This is a genomic window from Methanoculleus sp., from assembly GCF_030019085.1.
Taxonomy (GTDB): domain Archaea; phylum Halobacteriota; class Methanomicrobia; order Methanomicrobiales; family Methanoculleaceae; genus Methanoculleus.
Window position 1 is genome coordinate 1 of record NZ_JASEFJ010000028.1, and the last position, 15010, is coordinate 15010.

General features: G+C 55.0%; 11 protein-coding genes, 1 pseudogene and 1 CRISPR repeat array. Of the genes and pseudogenes, 8 read left to right on the top strand and 4 right to left on the bottom strand.

The window, feature by feature from the left end:
- Positions 1-1550: YgiQ family radical SAM protein (locus QMC91_RS09140; protein ID WP_300237917.1), on the bottom strand; the 1550-nt coding region annotated here is incomplete at its 3' end.
- Entirely contained in the window at positions 1547-1996 is a 450-nt protein-coding gene (locus tag QMC91_RS09145; protein WP_300237919.1) for a DUF296 domain-containing protein, read from the bottom strand. The genes QMC91_RS09140 and QMC91_RS09145, both read right to left, overlap by 4 nt.
- Before the next feature lie 180 nt (positions 1997-2176).
- On the opposite strand from QMC91_RS09145, the gene QMC91_RS09150 reads away from it, so the two are divergent.
- Positions 2177-2965: a DUF5518 domain-containing protein gene (locus tag QMC91_RS09150; protein ID WP_300237921.1), complete on the top strand. Its 789-nt coding sequence runs from the start codon at positions 2177-2179 to the stop codon at positions 2963-2965.
- A 296-nt stretch (positions 2966-3261) separates the two neighbouring features.
- Here QMC91_RS09150 and tnpA read toward each other — a convergent pair.
- A pseudogene (tnpA, locus tag QMC91_RS09155) lies at positions 3262-3619 on the bottom strand (IS200/IS605 family transposase).
- Between the two features lie 168 nt (positions 3620-3787).
- Here tnpA and cas3 point away from each other — a divergent pair.
- From cas3 to cas2, 7 genes are all read left to right on the top strand, one after another.
- Positions 3788-6025, top strand: a complete 2238-nt coding sequence (gene cas3, locus QMC91_RS09160; RefSeq protein WP_300237923.1) for a CRISPR-associated helicase Cas3' — start codon at positions 3788-3790, stop codon at positions 6023-6025.
- A 13-nt stretch (positions 6026-6038) separates the two neighbouring features.
- Positions 6039-6710 (top strand): type I-C CRISPR-associated protein Cas5c, encoded by a 672-nt coding sequence (cas5c, locus tag QMC91_RS09165; protein WP_366944399.1) that lies wholly within the window; start codon positions 6039-6041, stop codon positions 6708-6710.
- Entirely contained in the window at positions 6707-8599 is a 1893-nt protein-coding gene (gene cas8c / locus QMC91_RS09170) for a type I-C CRISPR-associated protein Cas8c/Csd1 (protein WP_300237927.1), read from the top strand. The genes cas5c and cas8c overlap by 4 nt, the downstream gene beginning before the upstream one ends.
- A 2-nt stretch (positions 8600-8601) precedes the next feature.
- Positions 8602-9453 carry a type I-C CRISPR-associated protein Cas7/Csd2 gene (gene cas7c, locus QMC91_RS09175; protein ID WP_300237929.1) on the top strand — a complete coding sequence of 284 codons (852 nt, stop codon included), beginning with the start codon at positions 8602-8604 and terminating at the stop codon, positions 9451-9453.
- Complete coding sequence (gene cas4 / locus QMC91_RS09180) at positions 9450-10136, top strand: CRISPR-associated protein Cas4 (protein ID WP_300237931.1); 687 nt, start codon at positions 9450-9452, stop codon at positions 10134-10136. Before cas7c ends, cas4 begins: the two co-directional genes overlap by 4 nt.
- Before the next feature lie 66 nt (positions 10137-10202).
- Entirely contained in the window at positions 10203-11234 is a 1032-nt protein-coding gene (cas1c, locus tag QMC91_RS09185) for a type I-C CRISPR-associated endonuclease Cas1c (protein WP_300237933.1), read from the top strand.
- A 9-nt stretch (positions 11235-11243) separates the two neighbouring features.
- Complete coding sequence (cas2, locus tag QMC91_RS09190; RefSeq protein ID WP_300237934.1) at positions 11244-11534, top strand: CRISPR-associated endonuclease Cas2; 291 nt, start codon at positions 11244-11246, stop codon at positions 11532-11534.
- A 294-nt stretch (positions 11535-11828) separates the two neighbouring features.
- Positions 11829-14051: a CRISPR direct-repeat array (repeat unit 32 nt; unit sequence GTCGCACCCTTCGCGGGTGCGTGGGTTGAAAT).
- A 226-nt stretch (positions 14052-14277) separates the two neighbouring features.
- Here cas2 and QMC91_RS09195 read toward each other — a convergent pair.
- Positions 14278-15010 (bottom strand): hypothetical protein (locus tag QMC91_RS09195; protein WP_300237936.1); only part of this gene is annotated, 733 nt, incomplete at its 5' end.

Sequence of the window (15010 nt, forward strand, 5' to 3'; positions counted from 1 at the left end):
GGGGTCGGGGTGAAGTCCTGGACCTGCTCGGTGTAGAGCCCGGTATCCCGGACGTATTCGGCGAGTTCGATCATGTCTTCGATCCGGCACGCCGGGTGGCCGGACATGAAGTAGGGGAGGAGGTACTGCCGTCGTTCCCTTCCCTTCTGGATGGCCTCGAACCGTTCCCGGAAGGCGTCAAAGACCTGGCGGGGTGGTTTTCCCATGCAGGCACAGACCCGCTCCGATATGTGTTCTGGAGCGACCTTGAGGTGGCCGGAGATGTGTCGGGCGCAGATCCGGGCGAGGTAATCGTCCTCCGGCGGGATAAGGTCGTAGCGGATGCCGGAGGAGATGAAGACCCGTTTCACACCCGGGATCTCCGAGACCCGCTGGAGCATCTGGAGTTGTTCCCGGTGGCTGCGGTCGAGGGAGGGGCAGTCGATGCAGCGGCGGTCGGGGCAGGTGCCGGCGGTATCCCAGCGGTTGCAGTGGAGGGAGTACATGTTTGCTGTGGGGCCGCCGATGTCCTGGACGACCCCCCTGAACTCCGGCATCTCTCTCATCCGTTCCACTTCGCGGACGATCGAGTCGATGCTCCTACTCTGGATGATCCGGCCCTGGTGGTGGGTGAGGGCACAGAAGGAGCAACCGCCGAAACATCCCCGGTGGCTGACGATGGAGAACATGACGGGTTCGAGCGCGGGTATGGGTTCTGTGTAGGAGGGGTGTGCCCGCCTGGTGTATGGGAGTTCGTAGACGTGGTCGAGTTCGGCGGTCGAGAGCGGCATCGCTGGCGGGTTCTGGACGATGACGGTCTTTGGGTGCGGCTGGGCGACCGGGCGGCCGCGGATGGGGTCCTGTTCGGCGTAATGCATCGCGAAGGCTCTGGCGTAGGCGTGGCGGTCGGATCTGACCTCGTCGTATGAGGGGAGGACGATGTGGTCGGAGTGGTCGGTGCTCCGCCATGTGGCGAGGTCGAGGCGGTGGGCGGTGCCGGGGATCCCGGTGAGGGGTTCTCCGGCGGAGATGCGCTTTGCGATCTCGACTACCTGGCGTTCTCCCATGCCGTAGACGAGGATCTCGGCGGGTGCGTCGGCCAGGATGGACTGGCGGACGGTGTCGGACCAGTAGTCGTAGTGGGCGAACCGCCGGAGGCTTGCCTCTATCCCGCCGATGACGATGGGGGTGTTCGGGAAGAGGGCGTGGACGCGGTCTGTGTAGACCAGGGTTGCACGGTCGGGCCGGAGGAGTCGGCCGCCGGGGGAGTAGACGTCTGAGCGCCGGCGTTTGAGGTTCGGGGTGAATGCGTTCACCATCGAGTCGACGTTTCCGGCTGAGATGGAGAAGAAGAGGCGGGGCTCGCCGAGACGTCGGAGGTCTGTCTCGTTGCGCCAGTCTGGCTGGGCGATGACGCCGACGGTGTAGCCGGCGTCAACGAGCACCCGGCCGATGATGGCGGTTCCGAAGGAGGGGTGGTCGACGTAGGCGTCGCCGGTGACGAGGATGATGTCGAACCGGTCTGTGCCCTCCGGGGTCATGGGGAGGAACCCGGGCTGCTGGCCGGTCATTGGAGCGTCCGGTCAAAGAGGGGGAGGTTGACGCCGGTCTTTTCGTCGAGGATCCGTTTTGCGGTGATGCCGATGAACTCGGTGATGATGGCCTCGATGACGAGGTAGACCTCTGCTCTGTCCCGGAGGCAGCCGGTGAGCGAGTGCATCCCCCTCCCTGCGGCGGTGTGGAGGTGGATGGATGGGGCTTCGTCGCCGGGGTAGATGGTTGCAAACCCGAGGACCTCCCAGCCGCCGAGGATCTCCTCGCGGTGGGGGGACGGGGGGATGACGGGTTCTTTTGGCCCGGTGACGAGTCTTGCCGACCGGACGGCGCCCAGGAACTGGATGGTGCCGCACTGGATACCCATCGACGTGACAAACTGCTGGATCTCCTGGAGGAAGTCTTTGCCGTCGTCGATCCGGACGGTAAAGACCCTGCCGACCTTTCCTTCTGAGTACTGCATGGGATCGATCAACTCTTCTGATAGGTGGCATCGGGAGGTATTAGTTCTGACTGAAGGGATTGCTGCGGTCGTCCTGCTCTCGATCACACCCACACCGGGGGTGCTGGAGGGTCGAGACCTCTGCCCTGTCCATGCACGGGGTCGGAAGAGATAAAACCTCAGCAGGGAAAGACCCCTTGCATGGTAACCTGTGCCATCGGACGCTGGAGGTGGAGCGGGGCTATCCCGGGAGCGCTGCTTATCGGTGTAGTCTTGCTTTCCGGCGTGCTGAACTACCTTCCCGGGCAGGTAGGGATGCTGGTCTTTCTCTTTGGTGGAGGGCTTGTCGCCGGGCTCCTCACCCGGGGAGCGGTGAAGGACGGTGCCATCAGCGGTGCCGCCTGCGGGGTGATTCTGGCCGTGATCGTGGCCGCCATAACCGCCCTCATGAGCCTGAGGGCGCACGATCCCCTGTATCCAGCGCCCCTGGCGACGTTTGGCTTCTACGCTCTGTTCCTCATCGTACTCATGCTCCCCTACAACGCCATCGGTGGGGCTGCTGGAACCCTGGTGCGAAACGGTATCCGGGGAGGCGGCACCCCGGCCGGAACCCCGTGGGCCGGGGTCGTGATCGGCACGATCGTCATCGTCGCCTTCTTCATCGCCGCTTCAACTCTATTCGTCACCCCAGGGCCGTTGCTCGTCGCCGCACCAATCGCTGGCGGGTTCATAGCGGGATTTGCTGTCGTGGGAGGGACAAGGGACGGCCTCGAGGTCGGGTTCGTGACGGCGCTCTTCGGGACGGGGCTCTGCTCGATCCCGCTCCTCTGGACGGCATCGTATGGCGAGGGGTTCGTCGCCGGGCTTGCGGGGATGTTGATGATCGCTCTCGGGTATCTCTACATAATCCTCGGGACGGCCGCGGGGGCCGCCGGTGCGGTGGTGCGGGCGAAACTCCGGAAGGATGAGGTTGCCGGGGGAGAGGGGTGAGGGGATGGGGGACGGGCGTCCTTCCCCCCGGTGGGAACGGGTTCGGTACACCGTTGCCGGGTTGAAGTTACTGAAAGAGGAGTGCCCCCGCTACACCCTCCGGGACATTAGTGTTTCCTGTAGTTCTTCCCCCTCTTTTTGAAAGTGTGTTGCCCCCCAACGACGGGGGGATCTTCCTTCCGGTCTCCTCTACTTCTATACGGATTGTTTGCGCATTACAGAATATTTTTGAAAAGAAAGTGATTTACGCCGGAATTGGTGTAGCTTGGCGTCTAAACTTTCCGGGAGTTATGGTTCTACAGATCTGACCGGGGAGTTGCAGTCCTTGTTTTGCTGGAAGACCGTATGCAACTCACTTTCTGAGTCTCGATATACTTCTGAAACGACCTCTCTTGTCGTATCTCCACACGTTCCGACATAATATGATGGATTCCAGAGATAACCATTCCATAACTGTTTTCGCAAGGATGGATACTGTTCAAAGAGTTTCTTGGCGGTGATCCCCTTTCACGATCTTGACGATGGTTGCAGGAGCAAATTTGGGATGGGCGATGACAAAGAGATGGACATGATCGGGCATGACTTCCTGAGTGTTCAGGACAAATCCTTTGATACGCACCCTCTTGTACTTATCCAGTGCCCTTGCTTAAACATTTCATAGTCTCATAGGGCACAATATGCTGTTATAGTTTCTGGTGGACGGGCTGTATCCCGCCATTGAAATGGCGGGGATTAGCCCTGACTTGATCCTAAATTGTGGTCATGGCCTGGACGTTATGCAGTGGCAAATAGGGAGGGAGATCGGGTTTCTGGAGTATGACAATGAATGGCTACACTTATCTCCTCTTTGTCAAACATTATGATTCAGTGACCCGCGTTATGTATTATGCACACTCTACGGCCAACCCCGACAAGAGTTGCTGGCAATTGCTTATAGTTCACCTCCAGAATGTGGCCGACATATCTTCGGCGTTTGCAGATCGTTTCGATGCCGGTGATCTCGCCTATGCCGGTGGTCTACTGCACGACATAGGGAAGTATTCGATTGAATTCCAGCGGCGTCTGGAGGGTGCCAATATTCGGGTTGATCATTCAACCGCTGGCGCACGGGAGGCCAGGGCGCTGTACAACCGTCATTTAAGCCGTCTACTGGAGTATATCATCACGGGGCACCACGGCGGGCTCTTAAATTACGGCAGCAGCGAGAGTGGACTTGAAGAGCGCCTGGCAAACAAATATCTGCCGGATTATTCAGCATACCGCGAGGAGATCTCTGTCCCGGATCTAACACACTTTCGCCTGGAGTTATGTCCGACTACGAAAAAGAGAGGCTTTTCAATAGCTTTCTTCACCCGAATGCTCTACTCGTGCCTTGTTGATGCAGATTCCCTCGACACGGAATCTTTTGCAGATCCTCGCTCAGCTCATGCACGTGGGCATTACGAATCGTTCGAAAACCTTTCGAAGAAATTGGATGACTATATGGATTCCCTCCACTCAAAAGCAGAGGATACCGCGATCAACCGATATAGAAGGGAGATTTATGAACAGTGCAGAGCGATGGCCTCTCTCCCACAACAGATCTTTTCCCTCACCGTTCCAACCGGTGGGGGAAAGACGCTCTCATCGATGGCGTTCGCACTTGACCACCTGAGGCACCATAACCTGGAGAGGATCTTTTATGTAATCCCCTACACGAGCATCATCGAACAGAACGCTGCAACGTTCAGGAAGATCTTCGGAGATCGAAATGTGCTGGAGCATCACAGCAACTTCGACCCCGGGGCGATAGTTGACGATGATGTTGGTTCAGTGGAGCACTTCCTGAGACTCTCAGCCGAGAACTGGGACATGCCAATAGTTGTAACGACAAACGTCCAGTTTTTTGAATCTCTTTTTTCTAACCGGCGGTCAAGATGCAGGAAGATCCACAATTTAGCCCGCAGCGTCATCATACTCGATGAAGCCCAGATGTTACCAACGGAATACTTAATGCCCTGCCTGCAGGCTCTCTCTGAACTCGTCCGGAACTACGGCTCCACGGTTGTTATCTGCACGGCAACACAGCCGAAACTTGGCGATCTTCTGGACAGTGATCTCAGGCCCGTTGAGATCATGCGTTCGCCCGCGGAACTCTATGAAGCATTTCGCCGGGTGCGTGTAACCGATCTTGGACATTTGAGCGACGAAGAACTCTCTGCAAGGCTGAAAGAGCATCGTCAGGTGCTGTGTATTGTCAATACCAGAGCCCATGCACAGCACCTGCATGCTGCACTCTCGAAACATGAGAAATGTTTCCACCTGAGTGCCCGGATGTGCCCGGTTCACAGGAGAAAGCAGCTCGGCGAGATCAGGAGACTGCTCAGGGAAGGTGCTGACTGCCGTGTCGTCTCAACCCAGTTGATAGAGGCCGGTGTGAATATAGATTTTCCAGTGGTCTATCGGGCGATAGCCGGTGTTGACTCCATTGCCCAGGCAGCCGGGCGGTGCAACCGTGAGGGGAAGATCGAAAGGGGTGACGTCTATATCTTCCGATCGACCGAGCGCTACGGTCAGGCTACCAGCTGGCAGCGCATGACTGCGGAGATCGGCCGGATGGTCATCGACACCAATGAAGATCCGCTCTCTCTTCAGGCTGTTGAGGCGTACTTCCAGAAACTTTACTCGTATGAGGGCGAGGACGGACTCGACAAGAAAGGAATAATAACTTTGTTTGAGAAGAGGGCCCATGACCTCGCATTCCCGTTTGAGGATGCCGGGTGGAAGTTCAGCATCATCGAACAGGCTACAAAGGATCTCATCATTCCCTACGGTGAAGAGGGCAGATCACTCCTCAAGGATCTCAGGGCCAGCGATAAACCATGGAAGTATGCACGGCGCCTCCAGGGATATACGATCAGCATCTACCCGGATGAGTTCAAGGAACTGGAACGGGCAAATCTAATCGATCTGCTGGATGAGAGGTTCTATGTGCTCAATGACATGAGCAAATACTCCGAGGAGATTGGACTTGCAAGCAGAAAAGATAATGAAAGCGAAAAGTCACTACTGATTGTTTAGGGAGGTGAGAGCAATTGGGTATGGAGTAAGACTGAAGGTCTGGGGCGATTACGCCTGCTTCACCCGCCCGGAGATGAAGACGGAACGGGTGAGTTATGATGTCATGACCCCGTCAGCTGCCCGGGGGATTCTCGAGGCAATCCATTGGAAGCCTGCCATCCGCTGGAAGATCGACAAAATTCATGTCCTCAACCCGATCAAGTTTGATAACATCCGCCGAAACGAGAGATCCGGCAAGATCCCCGCTGCCAAAGTTAAGACTGCGCTCCGCGGCGGGGAAGTGGCACTTTTCCAGGATGCGGCAGATGGTGCCGTTCAACGGGCGTCACTGGTGCTGCGCGATGTCTGTTATGGTATTGAAGCGCATTTTGAACTGACCGACGAGGCGGGTCCTGAAGATACCATTGAGAAGCACTACAACATTGCGCTCCGCAGGATGCGGAAAGGTCAATGTTTCTACCAGCCTTACTTTGGCTGCCGTGAGTTCCCGGTTAGATTTGAACTCGTCGAAGGGGAGATGCCAAAGTCATACTACACTGGAGAGAAGGGGGGAGAAAAAGATCTCGGGTTCATGTTATACGATATCGATTTCTCCGACGGCATGAAGCCAATCTTTTACAGGGCGGTCATGGTGGACGGCGTTATCGACGTTGAGCGGTGCCTTGGGTATGGTGGTTTGTCATGATCATACAGTCTCTCTGCCGGTATTATGATATTCTGGCAAAGGATGAGGGTGCAGGGATCTCCCCGCCGGGGTATAGCAAAGGGAATGTGTCGTTTGCGCTGGTCCTCGATCCGGATGGTAAGTTGTCGTACATCATCGATCTCAGGATTGATGACAACAAGAAAAAGCGGCCAAGGGTTATGGATGTCCCCCAGCAGGGTGTTCGCACGGTGGGCATAGCACCCAACGTTCTCTGCGATAACGCGAAATACATCTTTGGTGTCGAGAAGCTCAAACGAAGTGAGTTCAAAGAGATGCTCGTGAAATCTTCCGGAAAGAGTGCGTCGTCTGATTACAAGATCCTTGCTGAGACAGAGAAAGAGGTGGTTCTGGTTAATCAACGATCACGCGATTCATTTGAAGCCTTCAAGAACCTTCATCACAGGTTGTTTGACTCTCTGGACGATCCAGGTGTCCGGGCCCTCCTGAACTTTCTGGACACCTGGAACCCTGAGGACTTCGCCCGGCACCCGAAGATTGTGGAATACATGGACGAACTCCTTGATGGTGGGAATTGTGTCTTTGAGTGTGAGGGAATATTCCTGCACACGAAACCTTCCGTGATGGAATTCTGGGAGAATCACCTCACCCCGAAGGGTGATGATACGGTTTTTACCACGCAGTGCCTTGTAACAGGCAGGACCGCTCCTGTTGCACGAGTGCACAACAAAATCACCGGAGTTGTTGGTGCGCATAAGGCAGGTGCGTCGCTCGTCACGTTCAATGACCTCTCATTCTGCTCTTACGGAAAAGAACAGAGTTTTAACGCTCCCATCAGTGAATCGGCGATGTTTAAATACACCACCGCACTGAATTACCTGCTCGCACATCAGGACTACCGTATACGAATTGCCGAGACAACTGTCGTTTTCTGGGCTGAGACAAGTGGAACAGCCTGCGAAGAGGTTGCCAATCTCCTCTTTGCCCCACCGGATGTCTTCGAGGACGATACGGGCGGGGAAGGTCCTGACCCGGAGAGGGTTCAGGACTGGGAGAAGATAGAGCTGATCCGGGATATCCTCGATAAGGTCCGGAGTGGCCGGAAGATCCACCTTGAGGACACCGGGGCTGACCCGGAGACGAATTTCTACATGCTTGGTCTGGCCCCCAACAATGCGAGACTTGCGGTGCGGTTCTGGCATGTGGACCGTTTTGGCAATTTCGTCACAAAAGCGGCGCGTCATCATCTGGATATGGAGATTGTCAGGGGAGATCGCGATCCGCGGTACGTGTCGTTGTACCGCCTGCTCAGGGAGACTGTCGCACAGAGTGCTGATAATAAGGCCCCTGCTCCGCTTCTTGGAGGCCTTGTTATGAGGTCGGTCCTGAACGGTACACCGTATCCTGTTCAAATGTACGGTGCGATTCTCAGCAGGATAAAGGTTGAGCGGTCGATCAACTCTGTCAGGGCAGGCTTCATTAAGGCCTACCTGCTACGGCTTTCAAGAGCCGGTTTGATGAATTTAAAGGAGGATTTGATTAGCGTGAGCCTGAACAAAGATAATCCGAATGTGCCGTATCGCCTCGGGCGGTTGTTTGCCATACTTGAGAAGGCACAGGCCGATGCAAACAGAGATGTAAAGAGCACGATCAGCAGCAAGTACTTCAGCAGTGCGTCGACGACGCCAGCTGTGGTCTTCCCGGTTCTTTTGAAACTTGCACAGCATCATATAGCCAAGTCCGACTGGGGGTTCAAGACCGCCAGGGATATTGAGGAAGCGCTGGATGGGGTGGACGAGTTTCCCGCCTATCTGAGCCTTGAGGAGCAGGGGATGTTTATGCTTGGCTATTACCACCAGCGGAAGGCGAATTTCACCAAAAAAGAGGAAGTTGTGAGCGAGGCGGCGTAATTATGAGTGAACCTATTAAAAATCGGTATGAGTTTGTACTGTTGTTCGATGTGGAGAACGGCAATCCGAACGGCGACCCGGACATGGGGAATATGCCGCGGGTCGATCCCCAGACGGGGCATGGCATCGTTACTGATGTCTGTCTCAAGAGGAAGGTCCGGGATTACGTTGAACTGGTAAAGAGTGATGTTCCGGGCTATGAGATCTACGTCAAATCTGGTGTGGTTCTGAACAACCAGCACAAGAGGGCGTGTGAGTATCTTGGCATCGAACCAAGCAGCAAAAAGCCAAAGGATAGCCGACTGACGAAGTTCATGTGCGATAATTTCTTTGATATCCGGGCGTTCGGGGCCGTGATGACCACAGAAGTGAACTGTGGACAGGTTCGTGGGCCTGTGCAGTTGAACTTCGCCCGAAGCATTGATCCGATATTTCAGCAGGAGGTTACGATTACCCGGCAGGCGGTTGCGAACGAGAGGGATATCGAGAAGGGGCAGACAATGGGGAAGAAACAGATTGTCCCATACGCTCTGTATCGTGCTGAGGGCTACATCTCCGCTCACCTGGCCCAGAAGACGACGGGTTTCTCCGATGCTGATCTGGAACTTTTCTGGGACAGTCTGGTCAACATGTTTGAACACGATCATTCGGCCTCAAGGGGGAAGTTGTCCGCCAGGAAACTTATCGTATTCAAGCATGATACCGCGCTTGGGTGTTGTCAGTCCCATATCCTGTTTGACAAGGTCAAAGTGGAGAGAACCTCCGGTGATCGACCTCCACGTTCATTTGAAGATTACCGGATCGCCATCGACAGAAATGTGCCTGCTGGAGTAGAGGTAGTCGAGTTATTATGAGTGGGGTGCGATACACCGACGACGAACTTCTGGCGCTGTCGGGTATCCAGCATTTCTGTTTTTGTCGCCGACAGTGGGCGCTTATCCACATCGAGCGCCAGTGGGAGGACAACCTGCGGACTGTGGAAGGCCAGGTGGTACACAAGCGGGTGAACGATCCCTTTTTCGCCGAGAGCCGTGGCGATGTGGTAATTTCACGTGCGTTTCCACTGGTTTCATACGTTCTTGGGCTCTACGGTGTGGCGGATGTTGTTGAGTACATCCGCTCTGAGGAAGGTGTTGCTCTTTCTGGTCATGAGGGGCTCTGGACGATGAGGCCGGTGGAGTATAAGCGGGGGAAACCGAAGATTGATGAGCGTGATGAGGTTCAGTTGTGTGCGCAGGCGATGTGCCTTGAGGAGATGTTTGGGATCTATGTCGATCGTGGTGAGTTCTACTATGATGAGATCCGGAAAAGAGTGCCGCTTTTGTTCTCTGCTGAATTGAGGGACCGGGTCTGCTCGTTATCGGAAGAGATGCATGCCCTCTTCAGAGAGGGTGTCACACCACCTGCAGATCCATCTCGTAAGTGTAGTCTCTGTTCTCTTCAGGATGTCTGCATGCCAAAAATAACCAGGAAGAATCTCTCGGTCCGCAGATATGTGCGCAAACACATTAAAGAGGCCTGTGTGGAGGATGTTTGAGGTTTCAGGATGTCTTTGGGGTTGCTCCCCCAGGGAACGAACTTTGTCTCCAGGGGCGGTCTTCACATGAGGAAGTTGCTGAATACCCTTTATGTGACAACACCGGATGCTTACCTGACCCGCGATGGGGAGAACGTGGTGGTAAGGGTCAATAACGAGGATAAATTCCGTATTCCGATCCACAACCTCGAGGGTATCGTATGTTTCGGTTATATGGGTGCCAGTCCTCAGTTGATGAGGCTTTGTTCTGAGAATAATGTTGGCCTCTCCTTTTTAACGCCGTCAGGGAAGTTTCTGGCCCGGGTTAGCGGGCGTGTTCGTGGTAACGTTCTGCTGCGGCGGACGCAGTATCGGAAGGCGGACAATTGCGAGGAGGCGCTGGAGATTTCAAAGTCTTTTATTATAGGCAAGATTGTGAACTGTAGAACGGTCCTCGGGAGAGGCATCCGCGATCACGGTGCTGTTATTGATTGCGATCGGGTCAGGGAGGTGGATGCGCTGTTGATCGAGAACCTCCTGAAGATCGAGGATTGCGATTCTGCCGATACCCTCCGCGGGATTGAAGGGAATTGTGCAAAATTCTATTTTGTTACACTTGATGATTTGATCCTCAAGCAGAAGGACGATTTTTACCTGCATGAACGAAATCGGAGGCCGCCACTGGATAATATGAACACACTCCTCTCATTTTTATACACGCTTCTTGCTCACGATGTTGAGTCCGCACTGGAGACGGTCGGGCTTGATCCATATGTTGGATTTTTCCATACTGATCGTCCAGGACGCCCTGGACTGGCGCTGGATATGATGGAAGAACTGCGGCCGTTTGTGGCAGATCGTCTCGCGCTGAATCTTGTAAATTTAAAACAGGTCAGCGGGGACGATTTTTATAAGAAAGAGAACGGGGGAGTTATCCTGACTGATGACGGCCGGAAGACGGTCATAGCCGCATGGCAGAAGAGGAAGCAGGATACGATAACGCATCCATACCTGAACGAGAAGATACCTGTCGGTCTGCTTCCGTATGTGCAGGCAATGCTGATGGCCCGTTTCCTCCGGGGTGATATTGATGGTTATCCGCCGTTCTTTATGAATTGAGGTGCCTGTATGATGGTCCTGGTAACGTATGATGTCAACACAGAGACTCCTGAGGGAAAGAAGCGGCTACGAAAGGTGGCGGCAGAGTGTGTGAATTATGGGCAGCGTGTGCAGAACTCTGTATTTGAGTGTCTCGTTGACCCTGCACAGTTCGCCAAGCTTAAAAGTTCTCTGTGCGAATTAATTGATGAGGAGAAAGATAGTCTCCGGTTTTACTACCTGGGGAAGAACTGGAAAAACCGGATGGAGCACTTCGGTGCGAAGGGAGGATACGATCCGGAAGGGCTATTAATTGCATGATTCTGCGAACCTTAGGTGAACATTGATTCCCGGGGAGGTTCGCAGGATTTTCTTTAACGTGCTATATTACCTTTGTGGGGGTGGTCACTCCGTGTCGGAGGTAAGTTCTTTGTGCTGGCTGACGGAGCACTGCCGGGTTTTTATCCAGGTATAAATATTTTTTATATTAGATATATCGGGATTTACTCATTTTGGTGGGAACAACATTTATTGTCCTGTGGATTAAGTACCAAATGATCCGGCATCATCCCACGCTCCCTGAAATGGGCGAACGGTTGATCCGGATTGTTTGCAGTCGCACCCTTCGCGGGTGCGTGGGTTGAAATATGGATGTCGGCGAACGCGCGGCGCCATTTTTCGTCGCACCCTTCGCGGGTGCGTGGGTTGAAATTTGCCGGTCGAATACTCCGAGAGCGACACCTCGAGTCGCACCCTTCGCGGGTGCGTGGGTTGAAATCTCTGAATATATCTGCAAGATCGCCAGCCAAAGGTCGCACCCTTCGCGGGTGCGTGGGTTGAAATCGATATCCGGTTGGTGAAAGGCGGCACCGTGGTGGTCGCACCCTTCGCGGGTGCGTGGGTTGAAATTTCCTCTCCTTCATCGTCTTTCCTCGAAAATCCAGTCGCACCCTTCGCGGGTGCGTGGGTTGAAATCATGCCGTGTTTGCAACGTATCCTAATTTCACGAGGTCGCACCCTTCGCGGGTGCGTGGGTTGAAATGTGACCGTGCCCGGTCGGGGCGGGGCGATCGCGGGTCGCACCCTTCGCGGGTGCGTGGGTTGAAATAGAACGAGGACGCGATCCGGCTTGGATCGTGCATTGTCGCACCCTTCGCGGGTGCGTGGGTTGAAATCCGTCGCGCTCGATGCTGCCGACCTCGACGTCATGTCGCACCCTTCGCGGGTGCGTGGGTTGAAATAAGACCGGCGGAAAAACGGATATCGGGTACGTCGTCGCACCCTTCGCGGGTGCGTGGGTTGAAATGGGACGTTTGACATCCAGACCGCGCTCGGAATGGGGAGTCGCACCCTTCGCGGGTGCGTGGGTTGAAATTGGTGCGCTCTCCTGAGGTTATCAATCGATACCAGTCGCACCCTTCGCGGGTGCGTGGGTTGAAATAAACCGCGTGCAGAAGGATCACCGTCCCGTCCCCTGTCGCACCCTTCGCGGGTGCGTGGGTTGAAATCATGATCAAACAGTTTTGTTTCATGGTCTCGAGTCGCACCCTTCGCGGGTGCGTGGGTTGAAATATGTAGGATCTCGTACATGGTTCGCGCCTCATCCTGTCGCACCCTTCGCGGGTGCGTGGGTTGAAATCTGGGGAGACCGATCCCGGTTCCCGCCACCGCCCGGTCGCACCCTTCGCGGGTGCGTGGGTTGAAATATCTACCGCGCAGAGACCTCCATCGGCCAACACCGTCGCACCCTTCGCGGGTGCGTGGGTTGAAATTCGATTTCAAGCGAGGTCAAAGCAAGTTCAAGGAGTCGCACCCTTCGCGGGTGCGTGGGTTGAAATACTGTACGCTGCAGTCTCTGCAGCACGTCTGCCATATCGTCGCACCCTTCGCGGGTGCGTGGGTTGAAATGACCAGTACTTGCTTGCAGCCACAGCGATCTCTCGTCGCACCCTTCGCGGGTGCGTGGGTTGAAATTGGGTTCGTTGGGGGCCTATCATGGTTGGTTGAGTCGCACCCTTCGCGGGTGCGTGGGTTGAAATTATTTTCCATCCGTGCCGGTGGGGACCTTAGATATGGTCGCACCCTTCGCGGGTGCGTGGGTTGAAATTTCTTCCGCCCAAGGGGATCCTCTCGGAGCCCGCGGGTCGCACCCTTCGCGGGTGCGTGGGTTGAAATTGAAGGCGTTTTCGCAGAAAGACACGATGACAACCGTCGCACCCTTCGCGGGTGCGTGGGTTGAAATCTCGATGCCTGCGGCAGTATAGACCCGCATAATGTCGCACCCTTCGCGGGTGCGTGGGTTGAAATATCTCGAAAACATCGACCGACGCACATATCTCGACCGTCGCACCCTTCGCGGGTGCGTGGGTTGAAATCATATCTTTTCGCCTGGAATTAGCGTGAGTAGAAGTCGCACCCTTCGCGGGTGCGTGGGTTGAAATATCATCCGGTATATCTGGAATAACAGCGCATACTGCGTCGCACCCTTCGCGGGTGCGTGGGTTGAAATTTATATCTAAGCGTATTAAGAAAAAAAAGTACAGTCGCACCCTTCGCGGGTGCGTGGGTTGAAATAAGTCCGACCGTCCGCTGGTTGATCTGGCTCCAGTCGCACCCTTCGCGGGTGCGTGGGTTGAAATCATCAGTGCAGATCACTACAAACTGGTCTGGAGAGTCGCACCCTTCGCGGGTGCGTGGGTTGAAATACGATCAACAACGCCGAGGGGTATGGCGAAACGCTGTCGCACCCTTCACGGGTGCGTGGGTTGAAATCATTCCACACCGTAGATCGCGGTGTCGGTGGGGGGTCGCACCCTTCACGGGTGCGTGGGTTGAAATCGGTTGCGGTCGTGGATGTGGCAGGATGTCTGGCCCTCTTGAGACAGGTGTAGCAGGTATACCCTTCCCTTCTGCGCCTCGCCGGGGGGATGTCGGCCGCCAGCTGCAGACGTGGCAAGGGCTCGTTTCTCTGATATCAGGAGGGCGATGTAATCGGCAGGGTTGACGGATTGGGGGAGAGCGGGTGATGTCATTGAACTGTGCGGGAGCCCCTGGTTTCTGGTTATCATCTCCCGGGTGACATCACCCCGGGAACGGAGGTAGTGACAGGTCTACCGTGTGACGGATCAGCACTCTCCCCTGAGTGACAGCAGTTTTCAGCAGACTGACAGCAGTTGCTGTCACTGAACGGAGCCTTATCTTTGGGTATTTTCAGGTTCTCTGGGTGATATGCGTGTACCCTCCCTTCAATGACAGCATTCCCGGGAACGGAGGTAGTGACAGGTCTACCGTGTGACGTATCAGCACCCACCCCTGAGTGACAGCAGTTTTCAGCAGATTGACAGCAGTTGCTGTCACTGAACGGAGCCTTATCTTTGAGTATTTTCAGATTTTTTGGGTGATATGCGTGTGGCCTCTCCTTAATGACAGCATTCCCGGGAACAGAGGTGGTGACAGGTCTACCGTGTGACGGATCAGCACTCTCCCCTGAATGACAGCAGTTTTCAGCAGATTGACAGCAGTTGCTGTAATTGAACGGAGCCTTATCTTTGGGTATTTTCAGGTTCTCTGGGTGATCTGCATGTACCTTCTCCTTAATGACAGCATTCCCGGGAACGGAGGTAGTGACAGGTCTACCGTGTGACGGATCAGCACCCACCCCTGAGTGACAGCAGTTTTCAGCAGACTTACAGCAGTTGCTGTCACTGAACGGAGCCTTGTCTTTGAGTATTTTCAGATTCTTTGGGTGATATGCGTGTACCCTCCCTTCAATGACAGCATTCCCGGGAACGGAGGTA

Excerpts from the sequence above, each read along its gene's own strand:
- QMC91_RS09145 (WP_300237919.1), bottom strand. The coding sequence starts at position 1,996 with ATGCAGTACTCAGAAGGAAAGGTCGGCAGGGTCTTTACCGTCCGGATC.
- QMC91_RS09150 (WP_300237921.1), top strand. The coding sequence starts at position 2,177 with ATGGTAACCTGTGCCATCGGACGCTGGAGGTGGAGCGGGGCTATCCCG.
- cas3 (WP_300237923.1), top strand. The coding sequence starts at position 3,788 with ATGAATGGCTACACTTATCTCCTCTTTGTCAAACATTATGATTCAGTG.
- cas8c (WP_300237927.1), top strand. The coding sequence starts at position 6,707 with ATGATCATACAGTCTCTCTGCCGGTATTATGATATTCTGGCAAAGGAT.
- cas7c (WP_300237929.1), top strand. The coding sequence starts at position 8,602 with ATGAGTGAACCTATTAAAAATCGGTATGAGTTTGTACTGTTGTTCGAT.
- cas4 (WP_300237931.1), top strand. The coding sequence starts at position 9,450 with ATGAGTGGGGTGCGATACACCGACGACGAACTTCTGGCGCTGTCGGGT.
- cas1c (WP_300237933.1), top strand. The coding sequence starts at position 10,203 with ATGAGGAAGTTGCTGAATACCCTTTATGTGACAACACCGGATGCTTAC.
- cas2 (WP_300237934.1), top strand. The coding sequence starts at position 11,244 with ATGATGGTCCTGGTAACGTATGATGTCAACACAGAGACTCCTGAGGGA.